18 protein-coding genes and 4 pseudogenes are annotated in these 17,725 nt (G+C 55.9%); 21 read left to right on the top strand and 1 reads right to left on the bottom strand.

The window, feature by feature from the left end; all coding sequences use genetic code 11:
* From ACIPW4_RS25655 to ACIPW4_RS25620, 8 genes and pseudogenes are all read left to right on the top strand, one after another.
* A pseudogene (locus ACIPW4_RS25655) lies at positions 1-1,549 on the top strand (RHS repeat-associated core domain-containing protein); the annotation flags it as partial.
* Positions 1,532-1,858 (top strand): HNH endonuclease, encoded by a 327-nt coding sequence (locus ACIPW4_RS25650; RefSeq protein WP_400663051.1) that lies wholly within the window; start codon positions 1,532-1,534, stop codon positions 1,856-1,858. The pseudogene ACIPW4_RS25655 and the gene ACIPW4_RS25650, both read left to right, overlap by 18 nt.
* A gap of 89 nt (positions 1,859-1,947) precedes the next feature.
* Positions 1,948-2,364 carry an SMI1/KNR4 family protein gene (locus ACIPW4_RS25645; RefSeq protein ID WP_400663044.1) on the top strand — a complete coding sequence of 139 codons (417 nt, stop codon included), beginning with the start codon at positions 1,948-1,950 and terminating at the stop codon, positions 2,362-2,364.
* A gap of 348 nt (positions 2,365-2,712) precedes the next feature.
* A pseudogene (locus tag ACIPW4_RS25640) lies at positions 2,713-2,948 on the top strand (IS3 family transposase); the annotation flags it as partial.
* Positions 2,949-2,960: 12 nt separating this feature from the next.
* A pseudogene (locus ACIPW4_RS25635) lies at positions 2,961-3,785 on the top strand (RHS repeat domain-containing protein); the annotation flags it as partial.
* Between the two features lie 89 nt (positions 3,786-3,874).
* Positions 3,875-4,168 carry a hypothetical protein gene (locus tag ACIPW4_RS25630; RefSeq protein WP_400663041.1) on the top strand — a complete coding sequence of 98 codons (294 nt, stop codon included), beginning with the start codon at positions 3,875-3,877 and terminating at the stop codon, positions 4,166-4,168.
* On the top strand, positions 4,165-4,539 hold the full coding sequence (locus ACIPW4_RS25625) for a hypothetical protein (protein WP_400663038.1): 375 nt from the start codon (positions 4,165-4,167) through the stop codon (positions 4,537-4,539). The genes ACIPW4_RS25630 and ACIPW4_RS25625 overlap by 4 nt, the downstream gene beginning before the upstream one ends.
* A gap of 854 nt (positions 4,540-5,393) precedes the next feature.
* Positions 5,394-5,759: pseudogene (locus tag ACIPW4_RS25620) on the top strand (type IV secretion protein Rhs); the annotation flags it as partial.
* Between the two features lie 24 nt (positions 5,760-5,783).
* On the opposite strand, the gene ACIPW4_RS25615 reads toward ACIPW4_RS25620, so the two are convergent.
* A complete protein-coding gene (locus ACIPW4_RS25615) occupies positions 5,784-6,332 on the bottom strand; it encodes a hypothetical protein (RefSeq protein ID WP_400663035.1) in 549 nt (182 codons plus the stop codon).
* A 123-nt stretch (positions 6,333-6,455) separates the two neighbouring features.
* Between ACIPW4_RS25615 and tri1 the strand changes: the two genes are divergently transcribed.
* The 13 genes from tri1 (at position 6,456) to ACIPW4_RS25550 (ending at position 17,614) form a co-directional block, all read left to right on the top strand.
* A complete protein-coding gene (gene tri1 / locus ACIPW4_RS25610; protein ID WP_400663033.1) occupies positions 6,456-7,571 on the top strand; it encodes an ADP-ribosylarginine hydrolase Tri1 in 1,116 nt (371 codons plus the stop codon).
* 278 nt (positions 7,572-7,849) lie between these two features.
* The gene (locus tag ACIPW4_RS25605) at positions 7,850-8,221 is read left to right on the top strand and encodes an NTF2 fold immunity protein (RefSeq protein ID WP_400663030.1); all 372 of its coding nucleotides are present in this window, start codon (positions 7,850-7,852) and stop codon (positions 8,219-8,221) included.
* An 82-nt stretch (positions 8,222-8,303) separates the two neighbouring features.
* A complete protein-coding gene (locus ACIPW4_RS25600; RefSeq protein ID WP_400663027.1) occupies positions 8,304-8,741 on the top strand; it encodes an NTF2 fold immunity protein in 438 nt (145 codons plus the stop codon).
* Between the two features lie 211 nt (positions 8,742-8,952).
* Positions 8,953-9,441 carry an SMI1/KNR4 family protein gene (locus ACIPW4_RS25595; RefSeq protein WP_400663024.1) on the top strand — a complete coding sequence of 163 codons (489 nt, stop codon included), beginning with the start codon at positions 8,953-8,955 and terminating at the stop codon, positions 9,439-9,441.
* Positions 9,442-9,449: 8 nt separating this feature from the next.
* Entirely contained in the window at positions 9,450-9,863 is a 414-nt protein-coding gene (locus tag ACIPW4_RS25590) for a hypothetical protein (RefSeq protein WP_400663021.1), read from the top strand.
* Between the two features lie 133 nt (positions 9,864-9,996).
* Positions 9,997-10,602 carry a DUF1963 domain-containing protein gene (locus ACIPW4_RS25585; RefSeq protein ID WP_400663018.1) on the top strand — a complete coding sequence of 202 codons (606 nt, stop codon included), beginning with the start codon at positions 9,997-9,999 and terminating at the stop codon, positions 10,600-10,602.
* 539 nt (positions 10,603-11,141) lie between these two features.
* Positions 11,142-11,516: an immunity 22 family protein gene (locus ACIPW4_RS25580; protein ID WP_400663049.1), complete on the top strand. Its 375-nt coding sequence runs from the start codon at positions 11,142-11,144 to the stop codon at positions 11,514-11,516.
* Between the two features lie 21 nt (positions 11,517-11,537).
* Positions 11,538-11,885 (top strand): hypothetical protein, encoded by a 348-nt coding sequence (locus tag ACIPW4_RS25575; protein ID WP_400663016.1) that lies wholly within the window; start codon positions 11,538-11,540, stop codon positions 11,883-11,885.
* Between the two features lie 34 nt (positions 11,886-11,919).
* The gene (locus tag ACIPW4_RS25570; RefSeq protein WP_400663013.1) at positions 11,920-12,453 is read left to right on the top strand and encodes a DUF4303 domain-containing protein; all 534 of its coding nucleotides are present in this window, start codon (positions 11,920-11,922) and stop codon (positions 12,451-12,453) included.
* Between the two features lie 292 nt (positions 12,454-12,745).
* The gene (locus ACIPW4_RS25565; protein WP_400663010.1) at positions 12,746-13,921 is read left to right on the top strand and encodes a M20 aminoacylase family protein; all 1,176 of its coding nucleotides are present in this window, start codon (positions 12,746-12,748) and stop codon (positions 13,919-13,921) included.
* 85 nt (positions 13,922-14,006) lie between these two features.
* The gene (locus tag ACIPW4_RS25560; protein WP_400663007.1) at positions 14,007-15,317 is read left to right on the top strand and encodes a citrate-proton symporter; all 1,311 of its coding nucleotides are present in this window, start codon (positions 14,007-14,009) and stop codon (positions 15,315-15,317) included.
* Positions 15,314-16,771: an amidase gene (locus ACIPW4_RS25555; RefSeq protein ID WP_400663005.1), complete on the top strand. Its 1,458-nt coding sequence runs from the start codon at positions 15,314-15,316 to the stop codon at positions 16,769-16,771. The genes ACIPW4_RS25560 and ACIPW4_RS25555 overlap by 4 nt, the downstream gene beginning before the upstream one ends.
* Positions 16,772-16,840: 69 nt before the next feature.
* A complete protein-coding gene (locus ACIPW4_RS25550; RefSeq protein ID WP_400663003.1) occupies positions 16,841-17,614 on the top strand; it encodes an IclR family transcriptional regulator in 774 nt (257 codons plus the stop codon).
* Positions 17,615-17,725: the final 111 nt, after the last annotated feature.

Here is a 17,725-nt window from a genome sequence, read left to right as displayed (position 1 = left end):
GCCAAGGGCGAGTGGATTCGCTACGAGTATGACAAGGCCCTGCGCCTGACCGCACTGGTCAACGAGAACGGCGCGGCCTACCGCTTTGCCTATGATGCCTCGGACCGCCTGAGCGAAGAGGTACGGGTGGACAACCTGACCCGGCGCTTCAGTTACGACGAGGGCGGTCACCTGATTCGCCTGGACGAAATCGGCTACGGCGAAAGTGGCGAGCGCCCGGAGCGCAACACGCTGTTCGAGCGTGACGCCATTGGCCGCTTGATGGCCAAGGTCAACCGCGATGCCCGGCAAGATTTCGCGTACGACGAGGCCGATCGGTTGCTGAGCATCCAGCGCCACCCGACAGGCACCGGCAAGCAGCTGGGCATTACTGAGGAAAAGCTCGCTTACAGCTACGACCTGCTAGGCCGATTGACGCAAGAGCTGAGCCCCAGCGGCGCGCTCGATTATGAATACGATGCGCTCAGCAATCTGACCACGTTGACCCTGCCGGATGGGCGCAAGCTCAACCACCTGTACTACGGCAGCGGACACCTGCACCAGTTGAACCTGGATGGCCAGGTGATCAGCGACATGGAGCGTGACGACCTGCACCGCGAGGTCTACCGGACCCAGGGCAAGCTCACCACAACACCTCGTTGCTGGTGGAGCATGACTACAACCCGATTCACCGCCGTTACCAATACGACCCGGCCGGTGAACTGGTGCGTACGCTCGACAAACTGCGTGGCGAGATCAAGTACGAATACGAAGCCAACGGCCAGTTGCGCAGCCGCGACACCGGTTCGCTGGTGGGCAGCGAAGAGTTCCGCTACGACGCAGCCGCGAACCGGTTGGACTTCAATGCGCGGCAGTTTGCCAAGTTCAAGGACAACCGGATCACTCATTGGAGGGATCAGGAATACCGCTACGACCCGTGGGGCAACCTGATCGAGAAGCAATCGGGGCATAGCAAGCTGCAGCATTTTGCCTATGACTGCGAGAACCGGTTGGTGCGGGCGGAAACGTATGTTGATGGCAGGCAGGAAAGCACCGGGCAGTACCGGTACGACAGCCTGGGACGGCGGGTGGCCAAGCAGGCGGAGATCAACGGCGAAGTCGAACATAAGCACTTCTTCTGGCAAGGACTGAGGATGCTGCGGGAGGAAACGCCTGGGCAAAGCATCCTGTATCTGTATGAGCCGGGTAGCTATGCGCCGTTGGCGCGGGTGGATCAGGCTGAAGGGGAAGGGCAGAAGCTTTACTACTTCCATACTGACCAGATTGGTACGCCGCTCGAGCTGACGGATAGCGATGGCAAGATCGTTTGGCAAGCCACGTATCGTTCATGGGGGGCGGTTGAACTTTTAGCTGTCAACGAAATGAGCAAAATTTGCGCTTTAAAGGGCAGTACTTTGATTCAGATACAGGTCTGCACTACAACACATTTAGATACTATGACCCTGAGATAGGCCGATTTATTGGTCAAGATCCAATTGGTTTGAAGGGCGACTGGAATCTTTACAAATACGTAGCCAACCCAATCGCTTGGGTGGATCCACTTGAGCTAGATGCATTAAGCATTCTCGCAGAGCGAGGGTATTCTGGTGTAACGAAAACGCTGGGTGGTGGGTTAGATTATACTGGTAGTAATGCGCTTTATGCGAAAAAGCCTAATGTCAATCCTATAGTTACAATCGACTACACGGGTGACTATATCAAGGATTTTGAGGCGGCGAATAAGGTCGCTGAGTTGAATCAAAAAACGACCCCGCGTGGCTATGTTTGGCACCATCTGGATGACTATGACCCTAAGACTAATAAAGGTACTATGCAGCTAGTGGAGCAGAGAGCTCACCAGGGCGTTCCTCATAAATGAGGAGTGGCCCAGTACAAAGCAGCAACTGGGAAGTCTTATACATTCCCTGCGAGGAAACCGGCGGCAGCAAAAAAAATTGGAGGGACTGCATGTTAGATCTAGAAGAGTCTGAATCGAGTATTGATATGGGGGATTTCTCCCAGATTGAGCTTATGGCTGGAGGGAAGCTTCCTCCTCTATTTAAGAAGATTTATCTTAAGAATAATGGCGGTTTCCCTGAGGCGACCGAGGTCGAAGGTGATGAGTATGTATTCAGTATAAATGGTTTCAACTCCATAAAATTTGGTAAGCTACCGATAGAGAAATTAATGCAGGAATATATAGATCAAGATAGCGATCTTGAAGGCTATGTTCCTTTTGCATATGATGATGGCGGGAACAGTTTTATGCTTTCTTTGAAAAAAGAAGATGCCGGGGTGGTGTATTTGTGGGTCCAGGGTGAAGTGCGTTTAGAGAAAGTATGTTCGAGTTTTGATGACTTTATAAATTCACTTCGTGTAGTCTAAAGAACTTGTCTGACAGATATTTCTGGAACTTAGTTGCTTGCTGTGAAGATTGGCCAGAGCGGCGCACTGGGCTATTGAGTACGCCGCCCTTAGGATTTAACGGATTTTACGTAGCTGGGCGGCTGTGATATCAGCCAACTTTATCACACAGCGAAGGCTTAGTCCTGAAGCAAAAATGGTACCTCTCGACAAAGATATTACTTGCGGGGATGCGCGAGGCTTTGAGCAAGCTTAAATTGAAAATTACGAAACAAAAACTGGTGTTTGTAGGTGAGGAGATTTCACGCAAGAATCGTGGTAATAAAATCATTTCCTAGGATCATGCAACTACCACAAGAGCACCTGCGTGCCAAGCTAAGCCGGCGGGGAAACTGCCACGACAATGCCGTAGCCGTGAGTTTTTCCAGCTTTTGAAGCGTGAGCGAATCCGACGAAAGACCGACACAACCCGTGAAGAAGCCCGAAGTGATATTTTCGATTACATCGAGATGTTCTATAACCCTAAACGCCGGCACAGTAGTGCTATGCAGCTGTCTCCAGTAGAGTATGAGAAACGTTATTTCCTGAGCTTGGAGAGTGTCTAGGAAACTCGGGGCGATTCACTGCGCGGTGAGATCAAGTACAAGTACGAAGCCAACGGCCAATTGCGCAGCCGTGATACTGGCTCGCTGGTGGGCAGCGAAGAGTTCCGCTATGACGCGGCGGCGAACCGCCTGGACTTCAATGCGCGGCAGTTTGCCAAGTTCAAGGACAACCGGATCACCCATTGGCGGGATCAGGAGTACCGCTACGACCCGTGGGGCAACCTGATCGAGAAGCAATCGGGGCATAGCAAGCTGCAGCATTTTGCCTATGACTGTGAGAACCGGCTGGTACGGGCGGAAACGTACGTCGATGGAAGGCTGGAAAGCACCGGGCAGTACCGCTACGACAGCCTGGGACGGCGGGTGGCCAAGCAGGCTGAGGTCAACGGAGTTGCCGAACATAAGCGCTTCCTTTGGCAGGGCCTTGGGATGCTGCGGGAGGAAACGCCAGGGCAGAGCATCTTGTACCTGTATGAGCCGGGTAGCTATGCGCCGCTGGCGCGGATTGATCAGGCGGAAGGCGAAGAGCAGAAGCTTTACTACTTCCATACGGATCAGATTGGTACCCCGCTCGAACTGACAGATAGCGATGGCAAGATCGTTTGGCAAGCGACCTATCGGTCGTGGGGATCTGTAGAGCAGCTAGTCGATAGCGATGTCGAACAGAATCTACGATTCCAAGGTCAGTACTTTGATAGTGATACGGGACTGCACTACAATACTTTTCGCTACTATGATCCTGAAGTCGGACGATTTTTTACACAGGATCCAATAGGTTTAGATGGAGGTTTCAATCTCTATCGTTATGTATCCAGCCCCTTCACAGCAATTGACCCTTGGGTTGGTGCGAAAAGAAAGGTATGGGGGTAAGTAAGTCTGGACATCATGTGCCGTCGGTGCGAAAGTCAAAAGGTAGACCTTTTGCAGTGTCTCGATCTGATAAAACGCGACCAACGCTGTTTCCAAAAGGTGAAAACCCAGAGCACGAACATTGGCTTCTTCATGAGGCAGAAAGAGGACCGATTGGGCCGCGGCAAGGTGACTTTACAGGTACGGATGATCAGCTTTTCGCAGCGTATCGTGAGGCTTACAAGGATTTGGATCATATCAAGGTTGATGTGGTTTCGCCCAACGGAACGCATGTTTTGGGTGAGAGAGTGACGCCGGGTGCAGCAGTAGATTTAATAGAGAGCTGGCTAAAAGAGAGCGGATTGAGATGAAAGTTAATTCATTGAGTGAGTTAAATAGCAGAATTCAGCAGGATGGTTTTTTTGAGATGGTTGTATCCGGCATAAATGATTGGGATGAAGCGTTAGATAAACGCGAAGAGGAAAGCTTCGACTCAGCATGGATCGATGCGTTTGAGAAGTTAAAAAGCCTTGCGTACTCGTCTGCGGGTGATGAAGAAGTCGTAAGTAATATTCGTGAGTTAGTATTTAAAAAAATATATGCGTTGACTTATGATTCGGATGTCGCTGGCTATATTTCGGATGATATAGGGTTGGTGGCTGATTCTATATCTAAATCATGTGATATTGATTGGGTGGAAAGGTTGTTTGAGCTTTATTGTGCGGGGGAGTTCCCTAATTGATAAAGTTTTGAAGTGCTGCGTTTTTATATGGGCGTAAAAGGGCGTGAAGTCAGAGGTTATGATTTTGCATGTGTGGTTTTTTGCCTCGCGATTGGCTGTCTCTCTTCTTGATGGAATGAAATTAGTTTGCAGTCCCGCTTATCCGCCACCAGGACGCAGCATCCATTTAGTTAGTGATTTTCATATCTCTAGGTTGCTCTTTTTTCGTTTGCGAAGCGCTTTCTAATAATTTAATTTATCTAGCGGTGTGATTTTGGAGGAGGATTTAATTGCGTGAAATTATGGAGCTTATCATGCTGACTTGGCGTGGTTATCCATCAGAAGAGTATAGGAATTATAACCCATGGCCGACTCAAGACGGGCGATACCATTTTCGCCTCGACCTCGACCTCGACACTCGCACCAGCTGGAATAGGGGTATTTCGCTCTCAATATGGTCCCCAAATGCTTCCGTTGTTTAAGCGTTGTGTTCTTCGAGTGAATGAGTTTGAGGCTTCGATCGAAATGATTGAAAGAGATTCGTTGCTGAATGTTTTATATAGGCTAGGAGAGCTAGTATCAATCCCTAGAGATAACTACTATCTTGAGGCTTGGCGGGGGATTGGTAGGATTTACAGCATGCCTATAATGGTTTCTGGGCTCTTCTTGTTGTTCTTTAACAATTAAGGTCAAGCTAGAGGGCGTTCTCCGCTCTCTGTATAGCTTTGCCTACGACGCCTCGGACCGGCTGAGCGAAGAGGTGCGGGTGGACAACCTGCCCCGGCGTTTCAGCTACAACGTCGGCGGACATCTGACCCGGCTGGATGAGATTGGCTACGGGGAAAATGCTGAGCGGCCAGAGCGGCATACGCTGTGGCACCCTGACCGACATCAGCGCCACCGGCGGCACCCGCATGCACCTGCACTACGACCACCCGCTGGGCCGCCTGACCGACATCAAGCGTATCGTCGACAACCAAGCCGTCGAAACGCTGACCCAGTACCGCTACGACGAACACGGCCAGCTCAGCGCGGTGATCAACCGCAACGGCGACACCGTGCGCAGCTTCAGCTACGCCGAAGGCCTGATGGTGACCCACAGCAACGCCTTGGGCCTGGGCTGCCACTGCCGCTGGGAAACCCAGGGCGATAAACCGCGTGTGGTCGAGCACTGGACCAGCGATGGCGAGCACTACCATTTCCGCTACGACCTCGACGCCCACACCAGCTGGGCCACCAACGCGACCTCACCTCAAACCCGCCACCTAGCGACCATCCACCTGGATGCAGACATGCTTGTCGCCCACGATTTTGCATGGCCAGTTATCGTAGATGTAGCTGTCCGGCGTGAAACACATACGCTCATCATCCACCCAGAACATCTGCCATCCAGAACCCGAAATGCGCAGCTTTGGGCAAGACCAGTAGCCCTTGGCCGAAAGCGTCACGGCGGTCACCGCGATCACGACAGGCGCCGCGACCATCAATGCAATAGTCAACTGCATCGAGCGCAACTGAAGCGCGTAGAGCCAGGACTTCTTCGGCGGGTCGAACTTGCGGCCAGTCCAGGCGGCGATCAGGCATCCCACCACCATGATTGGTGTAAAGGGTATCGACGCCACCACGAAGAACGACATGAGCGGTGTTTCAACCACCGGCGCCTGCCTGTAGATGCGGCCGTAAATGGGGATGACCTCAGTCCAGAGCAGATAAACGCCAAGCGCCCCCACGGCCAGCATGCAGAGGGCCAAGCCGATGCCCGCCAGCTTGAACAGAATTGGAGATCGTACATGGAGTTCGGCATGATGCTTCACGGTCAGCGCTCCTTGCTGCATCGTTTCGGTTTTGGCTACCCACCTGTCCTGGCCGTTGCCAGTCAGTAGCGTGTTCAGCAGAATGTTCGCATGGATGAGCGCAACCCACAGCAAGGAATCAGCATGATCGACCTGAGAAGCCCGGATGCAACGCTGAGCGAGTACGTCCAGCGTTACGTCGACCTCTTGCCCGAGTGGTCGCCGCAATTGCAGCAGCGCATGGACTACACGCTGGAGCCCGCCGCCCCCAGACTGCCCCGTATCAAGCCGGCCTGGCTGAGCGACAGGCCCTGCACGTTATCACCGGACCAGGCGCTGGACCGCGCGCAAGGCGCACTGTTGGGCCTGGCGATTGGTGATGCGGTAGGCACGACTCTGGAGTTTCAGCGGCGCGATCAAGGGCATGTCAGCGACATGGTCGGCGGCGGGCCTTTCCGCCTCGCGCCGGGTGAGTGGACCGACGATACCAGCATGGCGCTGTGCCTGGCGGACACCTATGCGACCAAGGGCAAGTTCGACTACGCGACCTTCGCCGATGCCATGGTGCGCTGGTACCGGCAGGGCGAGAACAGCGTCAACGGCCGCTGCTTCGACATCGGCAATGTCACCCGCCGAGCGCTGGAAGGGTGGGAGGCACAGGGGGTTGGCTGGGTTGGTAATCTCGAGGCCTCGACCGCAGGCAATGGTTCGTTGATACGCCTCGCGCCTACGGCCATTTTCAGGCGTCATTCGCTCTCGGCAAGCTGGTGGGAGAGCGTCACCCAAAGTGGCGTGACCCATGGCGCAGTGGAGGTTCAGGATTGCTGCAAGCTGTTCGCTGCCCAGTTGCACCTGGCGCTCAATGGGGCAGACAAGCAAGAGGCATTGGCACCGAGAGTGCGCCCCCTACGGCCACGCGCAATGATCATCAATGCCGGGGAGTACAAGCACAAATCCCGTGAGCAGATTCGCTCGTCCGGGTATGTGGTGGATACCTTGGAAGCAGCGCTCTGGGCTGTGTGGAATACGGACAATTTCAGGGATGCAATCGTGCTGGCTGCCAATCTCGCCGATGATGCCGACAGTGTTGCTGCCACGGCAGGACAGATTGCAGGTGCGCTCTACGGAGTATCGAGCATGCCGCCGGAGTGGGTAGCCAAGGTTGCCTGGTCGCAACACATCTGTGATTTGGCGAGTAGGATATTTGAACTTGCACCGCCGGGCGATGAATTAGATGAACTTAGTTACGATCAACAGTGAAAATTTCCGTTTGTTGATTATGTCGCGTGGGTATCTGTCGCAGGGCCATCTGCTTGAAAGTCGTTGCTTGTGGGTGGTATGGCTGCTGACCTTTTACAAAAGGGAGTGTCAATGGCATGGATCTCTATCCACAGCGCCAAGCTCAACAAGGTACGTTATGTGATAGAGGTGTCTCTGGTTTATTCAGGTGACAAGGCGTAACAATTTTTGATGCTACTTGTGGGGCCAGTTATGTCTAGAGAAAGTATTGTTGAGAGTCTCATTGCCTCATGAATGAGATGAATGCCTGGGAAGTCAGTTTTTTTGAGGCGCGCAAGCAAGCCCTCGGTCAGGAAGTTGATGATTCAGGCTTAAAGGAAGAATATGCTTGTAAGTTAGAGTGCATTCTGAATAAGTATGCCGTTAAGGATAAGTCCAACTATGGGCGTCTTATGGATTTAGGATGCACTAAGCCTGCAACCTATGATCCCGATTCTGACGAAATTGAGGTTTTGGATAAAAATGAAAAAAGTATGACTGTACGCGTGCAGCAAGTCAAAGGCGCGGAAACAGCTTCGCGAATTTATATGGTGTGTCACGAAAGTGAATGGAAAATAAAAATGAAAGAGGTATTGAGTTTTGATGAAAAGTGGCGCCGTGCTCCCTTGTGAGTTCGCCGGCGGCAGGCGCGATATCAGCTGCCTGAGGTCAGCTAAGTAAGTAGCAATGTATTCAGGGGTGGAGAACGAGTATGTGCAAAAATATTCAGTAACTGAGCTGAGTAAAGTTTTTGGGAAGACGCTGAGAGATTTTATGCGTGAGATGTATGACTGGGAGGTGAAATATTATCAAAAAAGTATTGAGGCCTTAGGTGGTGATTCGTCGGAAGTGGATCTTGAAGAGGTAATGCGTGAGGATCTTTTGAAAATATTTAGAAAGTTTGTTCTTCCGGGCGGAAGAAACTACGACAGAGTAGAGAGCTTGGTGTGCGGAAGGTGCCCGGAGTATGATGAAAAAAATGATCAGGTAGAAGTCGTTGAAGTTAATCAAAAGAAGATTGCTGTTGTCATAAAAAAGACCAAGGGCTTGGCTGCTTTGTTCAGACTAACCTTTGCTGTAGATAAGGGTGTGATTATGGTTTCTGGACGGGATTTGCAAAGCGGGCGGAATTGGCAAGAAACTTATATTTGACATGCGTGCATGTAAGCCTGATGGTTTCAAGATGTTTAGGTTATGTTTCCTGAATTACACCTACGTATTGCGTGCTGCAAGGTTTTTTCTCAAGGGTGGATGATATCTGGTATTCGAGGATGAAAGTATAGGTATAATGTGCTCGAGAAAGGATAATTGCCAAGCTTTTAATTCGCAGTGCGTGAGTGTCGGCTATATGGGCTTGGGGCATATGAGCTATATAGATATTATTGAGTCGGAAATTTTGGACAGCGGCGAAGAGCCGGCATTTGCCGGTGCGTTTGATGACCAAATGATCGGGGAATTTGAGAATGCCTTAGGGCTTGAATTTCCGTTATCTTACAAACTATTCCTCAAAAAATATGGGGCGTTGTCCTTCGCAGGTGATACCTACTATGGGATCACCCGGGGTGGCGTGGACGGTGCATCGATACCTAACGTGGTGTTTGCGACAAAAAGCGCACGTGCCAATGGTGATGCCGATGAAGCCATGATTGTGATCAAGGCTTCTGGATACGGGTCTATCTACTCCATAGATACTTCGAACATCGGGGTTACTGGCGAGCCTGTGATCATCGAAACAGAGCTTTCTTTCAAGAGAACCAAGCGTAAAAATATAATCTATCAGAATTTTGAAGAGCTCTATGTTGAGTGCATCAGGCAGGCTATTCGAGAGCTTGCCAATGGTGATGGCAACTGAGGGTATGCATGCAGGCTATTGACAAGTTTATTCATGATATAGCCCAGGCGCGCTTCTTTTGCGCCATGGGTGAACCTGGAGCCGTCACGGACGGTGTGGTCTATGTTGAAAGCGTATCCAGGATATTCGTCGCGCCGCATGATCAGGAGGCGTTGGATCGTCTAGAGAATCTTGTATGGTTACCAACATCCCCCACTCAAGAAGACCCGTTCAACCAATTTCCGACGTTTACGAAGGAGCTGACTGATCTACAGCTGAAGGTTAACAAGGCTGTCATGCAGTCAATCAAGCAAGCGCCGAGCGCATCACTCATAGCAGGAGCACATGATTCAGTTTTGCTGCCCGAAATGCGGCCTGCTTCGCATTTCGTCAATATGTGTCAGAGAATTACTTCGGGAATTCAGTGGCGTGGGCCAAGATAGTCGATTTGTACTTGGCCGGTAGGTGGCCGGTTGGGCTCCTGAAAGGTCAGATCGTTGTTATCTAGCTTGGCGTGAAGGCTCAGTTACGTCCCTCAGCGCTTTTTGAAATATGTGCAACCGGCAGGAGCTAATCATGCGTGTGCGAAGAATAATTTCAGCCTTAGGCGAACGGCCGCCATTTAGTTTTGGGGGTGACAGGGCCTACGTCTCTGTCTGGCCGAAAAACCCTGACGGCCAGGATCTTCTACTCCTGTTTACCATCGACTGCGAGGCTGCAAGGCGACGGCTGAACAGGGCGGATTTTCCGTCGCATGGGTATTTGCATGTTTTTTCTACCTATGACCGGGATGACTATTTTCTCGATTTGATTACTGTGGAGGAGGTGCAGCTGAGTAAGGGTTGCCTGTCTTATACCTACGTTGTTCATTCCGACGCTGAAATGTCTATTCAGTCCCCTAGGCCGTCTATCCCCCTTGAGCATGCCGATTTTGACGAGATCTCATTGGCCGACAGTGGCCTGAGCACGTCGTCCATGGTATTCGAGTCTATACCAGAGGGCGCGCGGGTATTTTCAACGTTGTCTGATGGGTTCAGTTTTTTTTGCCAGGTCTATTCCGCAGATTTTCCCGAGCCTTTTAAAGATGCCTTGTATTTAAAAGATGCCATGGGCTTTTTACTTATCAATAAAAAAATGGACTGCCAGAAAGCTGACGGTTGCTTTTTTGTTCAGGTTGCATGATAGGGTTTTGGTAGTCTTGGGCCGGATGACCTTAACTGAGGAAATGTGATGCTTGGAAAAACTATAGCATGCGAGAAGTTTTTGAGAGGCTGGATGTGATGCCAGACTCTTGATTCTATTTGCCTAATTCCCATTGGGCACTTGATACAAGAGGTTCATTTTCATAGGATAGCCGTGACTATCCCCCAAATTCGACGGAGTACCTGCCCATGCAGGTTGGCAGTGAAGGGTGGATTGAAACATTGGACAAAGCCATGATCCAGGATGTTATTGATTATCGGAACAGCCAGCTTCCAGTGCCTACGGTCGAGGACTATTTAGAAGCGTTCATTTACTTCTGTAAGTGTGATGCATTTTTGGAGCTGTGATTGTTGCAGTTTGCAAGTTTTGGAGTCTACCACTGCTAAGGCACAATGGTATAACTTGGCGTGCCAGCCTGCTTGGCGTCGCTGATTGGAACTAGAGGAGCAGGCCATGAATGACGAACTGCACGAGAGCGTAGATAAGTACGATGTCGAACGATTCAACAAGGTTCATCTCTGGCTCGGGGAAATTTCAGCCCGGAAGAGGAATACCTGAAGTACTTTGAAATCGACTACACAAGTGACTATGAAATTGATGACCCTCGATACCCGATCTGCCAGTTTTGTGCCGATGTCAGCGAACGCTGGTACGATGAGGACTTCATAGGCATCATCTCACGCAAGCCGGTGTTGGTGGGGGGTGACGCCATGCTGGGCGAGTCCGCAATCGATGCAAGTGAGTGGAGAAGGGTCAAAGCCGTGTGTGCCAGGCTAGGCATTGTGAAAATGAATGCGATGTTCTGGTATTCTGATGGTAGTTTTAATATTTCGACGCCATTGAAAGAGTACTATAATGGCTTGCGCTATATTGGGCTATTCGAAGGCAATTAAGGCGTAGACAGGAAGTTGACCATGAGCGACCAAGCATTCGTGGATGCTGTTTTTTCCGAACTGTTCAGTGAGCATTTCTACCACTACAAGGACGCACTCGCCAGACCCGTTGATGGAGGGCAGGATGCCTATGCTCGCGCGGGCAATGCGCTTGCGTTGTTAAGTGCCGGGCAAAGGGATGATGTTGTCGAATTCCTCAAGGTGGTGATTGCTGATAGCGCCTCTGTGATCTTAGGGACATTGGACGGTGTTCATTTCCCTGGTGATTTGGAGGGTGAGTGCATTGTGCGTCTTGATGGAGAGGAGATTCAGGGCGATTTGCAGGATATGTTTATCCAGAAAGCCCAGGATCATGGCATTTACAATTGAGCTCTGAGCATCTACCCACGTGAGGAAATACCCAATGGACTGGAAAGCCCTTGAGGCGAACACCGCCGTCGCAGTAAAAACCGTGCTGTCTGATTTGCTTGCTACGCACCCCGAGGAGGCGTTTTACGCCTGTGCGGTCTACACGGATAGCGGAGCAATGACGCTGGGGGTAGCCGCCAACTCACGGCAAGCCCTTGAGCAGAAGCTCGAACGGGAACCCGAAGCGGAACGTGCGGAACTGCGGCCGTATTACACCTGGAGTTCGTCGGAGTGGGCTTACGAAGCCTGGCGCGGGGGGTGTTTCAATGCGGTGTGCAGGGACCTGGCATCGGCCGAGCCGACCGAGGACTTCGGGGCGTTCAGGCAGCGCCTGAATCAGTTGATGATCGATGTATTGGCGGGGCTGCGGGACGAGGGTTTTTTCGAGACCGTATTTTCAGACGTCCCGGTGTTGTTTGCCACCATCACGGATGATGAGGAGGCAGAGGAACTTGAGGATCGTTCGGCGAGGGTGTTGAACAGTGAGGCTGTTTTTCGAGAGTTTGTGCAGCGATATCCGGCAGGTTGAGTCAGTAACCGGGCCATGGAGTGGCTAGTGGAAATGGGGTTGCATGGCACGAGCTGCGCCCGTGTTCGCGGGTAAACCCGCTCCCACAGGGACTGCGTCAGCCCTGGGAAGTTGACTGATGCAGGTGCTTGACTTGGCAGCTTTCGTTCGACCTGTTCCACTGCATGGAACCACATTCGTTTGTACTCCTGCCCCACTCGCGCTTATCTGTCGCCAAGCACGACCTGCCTTATCCGTCGTGATCTCAAAGCGAACAACAAGAACGGGACCCACCCGCGCGAGGAGATTCCCCATGCAGCAACACCAGCACATCCTGGCCTGGCTCAATGACGTGGCCAGCGACCTGCACGCCATCCGCCACGATATCCACGCCCACCCTGAACTCGGCTTCGAAGAAAGCCGCACCTCGGCCCTGGTCGCCACGCTGCTGCAACAGTGGGGCTACGAGGTGCACACCGGCATCGGCAAGACCGGTGTGGTCGGGGTGCTGCGCAATGGTAGCAGCCCGCGCAAGCTGGGCCTGCGCGCCGACATGGACGCGTTGCCGATCCATGAGGCCACCGGCGCTGCCTACAGCAGCCGCCACCAGGGCTGCATGCACGCCTGCGGCCATGACGGGCATACCACCATGCTGCTGGGGGCGGCGCGCTACCTGGCGGCGACGCGGCAGTTCGATGGCACGCTGACGCTGATCTTCCAGCCGGCCGAGGAGGGCCAGGGTGGGGCCGAGGCGATGCTCGCCGATGGGCTACTGGAGCGCTTCCCCTGTGATGCGCTGTTCGGCATGCACAACATGCCGGGGCTGCCGGCCGGGTACCTGGGCTTCCGCGAGGGGCCGATGATGGCTTCGCAGGACCTGCTGACCGTGACCATCGAGGGCGTCGGTGGGCATGGTTCGATGCCGCACCTGACGGTCGACCCGCTAGTGGCAGCGGCCAGTGTGGTGATGGCGCTGCAGACCGTGGTGGCGCGCAATATCGATGCCCAGGAGGCGGCGGTGGTCACGGTCGGTGCACTGCAGGCGGGCGAGGCGGCCAATGTGATCCCGCAGCAGGCGCTGCTGCGCCTGAGCCTGCGGGCGCTGGATGCCCAGGTGCGGGCGCAGACCCTGGAGCGGGTGCGGGCGATCATCGTCAGCCAGGCCGAAAGCTTTGGCTGCACGGCCAGCATCGAGCACAGGCCGGCTTACCCTGTACTGGTCAACCATGCTGCGGAAAATGCCTTTGCCCAGCAGGTGGGTGAAGCGCTGGTGGGGGCCGACAAGGTCGATGGCAACACCCGCAAGCTGATGGGCAGCGAAGACTTCGCCTGGATGCTGCAGCGCTGCCCGGGCGCCTACCTGTTCATCGGCAACGGCGTGCAGCGGCCGATGGTGCACAACCCGGCCTATGACTTCAACGATGACATCCTGCTGACCGGCGCCGCCTACTGGGGCGCCATGGCTGAGAGCTGGCTCAAGCCGGCCTGATTTTCCCCTGTATTGACGACTGCCGCTGGAACCCGGGCGCAGCTGCGCCTGGGCGATCACTTGAACAGAAGATGGAGTGTTCCGCATGCAGATTTCCAATACAGGCGCGTCGCGTACCCGGCAAGTGGTCGCGGCGGTCATCGGCAACGCGCTGGAGTGGTACGACTTTATCGTGTACGGCTTTCTGGCGAGCATTATCGCCCACCAGTTTTTCCCCTCGGACGACGAATACGCTTCGCTGCTGATGGCCTTGGCCACCTTTGGCGTGGGCTTCTTCATGCGCCCGGTGGGTGGGGTGCTGCTGGGCATGTACTCCGACCGCAAGGGGCGCAAGGCGGCGATGCAGCTGATCATCCGCCTGATGACGGTGTCGATCGCCATGATCGCCTTTGCCCCCAACTACCTGGCCATCGGCATGGGCGCGCCGCTGCTGATCGTGGTCGCGCGCATGCTGCAGGGTTTCGCCACGGGCGGCGAGTACGCCAGTGCCACGGCGTTTCTGGTGGAAAGCGCGCCGGCCAACCGCAAGGGCCTGTATGGCTCGTGGCAGCTGGTGGGGCAGTGCCTGGCGGTGTTTTCCGGGGCGGCGATGGTCGCGCTGGTCACCCACCTGTGCACGCCCGAGGCGCTGGACAGCTGGGGCTGGCGGATCCCCTTCGTGCTCGGTTTGCTGATCGGCCCGGTGGGGTTGTGGATCCGCAAGCACATGGAAGAGCCCGAGGAGTTCATCGAGGCGCGCAAGCAGGCCAAGGGCCAGGCGCCGAGCCTGGGGCAGGTGCTGCGTGAACACCGGCGCAGCCTGCTGGTGTCGATGGGGCTGGCTTGTGGTGCGACGGTGTCGTTCTACGTGGTGCTGGTGAACATGCCGACCTTCGCCCACCATAACCTCGGCCTGCCGCTGGACCAGGTGCTGCTGGTGCAGATGCTCGCGGTGGGGCTGATGACCGTGGTCATTCCGCTGGCCGGTGCACTGTCGGACCGGCTGGGCCGGCGCCCGGTGCTGATGGCCTTCACCCTGGCGTTCTTCGTCATGGTCTACCCGCTGTATGTGTGGGTGGCTGCGGCGCCGTCGATCGAACGCCTGCTGGTGATGCAACTGCTGCTGTGCGGCACTATCGGCGGCTTCTTCGGCCCGGCGCCGACCGCGCTGGCCGAGCAGTTCCCGGTCGAGGTGCGCTCCACCGGCGTGTCGGTGGCCTACAACGTGGCGGTGATGGTGTTCGGCGGCTTTGCGCCGCTGATCGTCACCTGGCTGAGCAAGGTGCTCGGCACCCCGGTGGCGCCGTCGTTCTACGTGCTGTTCGCCTGCCTGCTGACCCTGCTGGGCACCTACTGCCTGAAAGAAGCACCCCGCGCCGGCAAGGCCGTCGCCTACAACCTTGGAGTGAAACCGTGAACGCGCTAGCCATCGACCCGATCGTCGCCCTCGACGCCGAGGCCTTGTCCAAGGCCATCCATGCCCGCCAGGTGGCGTGCCGCGAGGTGATGCAGGCTTACCTGGGCCATATCGAGCGCTGTAATCCGCAGGTCAACGCGCTGGTGTCGCTGCGCGGCGCCGAAACGCTGCTGGCCGAGGCCGATACCTGCGACGCTGAACTGGCGCGTGGCCAGTCCCGTGGCTGGATGCACGGCATGCCCCAGGCGATCAAGGACCTGGCCGCCACCGCCGGGTTGCGCACCACCCTGGGTTCGCCGCTGTTCGCCGAGCAGGTGCCGGCCCATGACGCCATCAGTGTGGCGCGGGTGCGGGCGAGCGGGGCAATTATCATCGGCAAGAGCAACGTGCCGGAGTTTGGCCTGGGCTCGCAGAGCTACAACACGCTTTTCGGCACCACCACCAATGCTTACGACTCCACTCGCGTGGCCGGTGGCAGCAGCGGCGGCGCGGCGGCGGCGCTGGCCATGCGCCTGCTGCCGGTGGCCGATGGCAGCGACATGATGGGTTCGCTGCGCAACCCGGCGGCGTTCAACAACGTGTTCGGCCTGCGCCCGTCTTTGGGGCGGGTGCCCTATGGGCCGACGCCGGAGCTGTTCGTGCAGCAGCTGGCCACCGAGGGGCCGATGGGGCGCAGCGTCACCGATGTGGCTCGCTTGCTGACGGTGCAGGCCGGGCATGATGCGCGGGTGCCATTGTCGCTCAATGACAGCAAGCGTGACTTTGCGGCGGGGCTGCAACGCGATTTCAAGGGCGCGCGGGTCGGCTGGCTGGGTGACTACGACGGCTACCTGCGGATGGAAGACGGCGTGCTGGCCCTGTGCGAAGCCGCTTTGGCCGATTTTGCCGAGCTTGGCTGTACGGTCGAGGCCTGCCAGCCCGGCTTCGATCAGGCGCGGTTGTGGCAATGCTGGCTCACCCATCGCCACTTCCTGGTGCACGGCAACCTGGCGGCGGCCTATGCCGACCCGGGCAAGCGGGCGCTGCTCAAGCCCGAGGCGCAATGGGAAGTGGAGGGCGGTTTGCAGCTCAGCGCCGCGGCTGTGTATCAGGCATCAGTGGACCGCAGCGCGTGGTACCAGGCCCTGCACAAACTGTTCGAGCGTTACGATTTCCTGCTGTTGCCCTCGGCTCAGGTGTTCCCTTTCGACGCAACCGAGGCATGGCCGAAGGTGGTCGGCGGGCGCACCATGGACACCTACCACCGCTGGATGGAGGTGGTGATCGGGCCGACCCTGGCCGGTTTGCCGAGCATGAGCGTGCCGGTCGGTTTCAATGCTGCCGGGCTGCCCACGGGCCTGCAGATCATAGGCCCGGCCCAGGCCGACCATGCCGTGTTGCAGCTGGCCTACGCCCATGAACAGCTGACCCGCTGGGTGGAGCGGCGCCCGCCGCCAAGTCTGCTGGCACGCTGAAAGGGCTGGCCCGGCCCGTATCTTGCTGGGCATGATGACCATCCACGCACAGACAGGGAGGTCGGATACATGGGCACAGCGACAGATAGCGGTGGCGTGCGCTCGGTGGAGCGGGCTCTGGCCATCGTCGAACTGCTTGGCGAGCATCAGGCCCTGGGGCTGGAGGAGCTGCATTACCTCACCGGCCTGCCCAAGGCCACGGCCTCGCGCATGCTGGCCACCTTGCAGGAGCAGGGCTGGGTCTACCGCGGCCTGAGCGACCGGCGTTACCGCCTGTGCGCCCGTCGCCTGTTCGGCGACCGCCAGCAGCGCTTCAAGCGCCAGCTGGTGGAAAGCGCCGCGCCACTGTTGCTGGAACTGAGCGAACGCACCGGGCTGGTGGTCGATCTGTCGTGCTTCGACGGCGAGCGGCTGGAGGTGATGGAGAGTGCGATTCCGCAGGTGTTGCGCAAGCGTTATCCGAACAACTGCCAGATCGTCGGGCAGCATGCCAGCCTGTTTCATTCGGCGATGGGGCGGGCGTGTCTGAAGGAGCTGGCGGTGGACGAGGTGCAGCGCCTGGCTGGGCATGAGCAGATGGGGGGCGAAGCGCTGCTGCGCGACCTGGAAGGCGATGTGCACAAGGGCTTCGGGCAGCGCACCGAGGGGTATTGGGAGTATCCGGTGCGCTTGCCGTTCCTGATCCGGGCGATTGCCTTGCCGGTGCGGGTGCAGGGTCAACTGGCCGGGAGCATTGCCTTGCACTGGCCGGTGGATCAGGCGCCGGTGGAGCGGGTGTTGAGCCTGCACCTTAACAGCCTGGCGGCGACTGTCGGGGAAGTGCAGCATGCGTTGGTGAACTAGGTCGCCTGTTCTGGACTGTTCGCGGGCAAGCCCTCAAAGACAACACAAGCATTTGCCAACAAGCGCTGCCAGCAGCTATGCCTAAGGTCTGACCCGAGTCTAAAGGCCAAG

The organism is Pseudomonas sp. NPDC089996, from assembly GCF_044748405.1.
Taxonomy (GTDB): Bacteria; Pseudomonadota; Gammaproteobacteria; order Pseudomonadales; family Pseudomonadaceae; genus Aquipseudomonas.
This window is presented reverse-complemented; position numbering and strand designations above follow the sequence as displayed.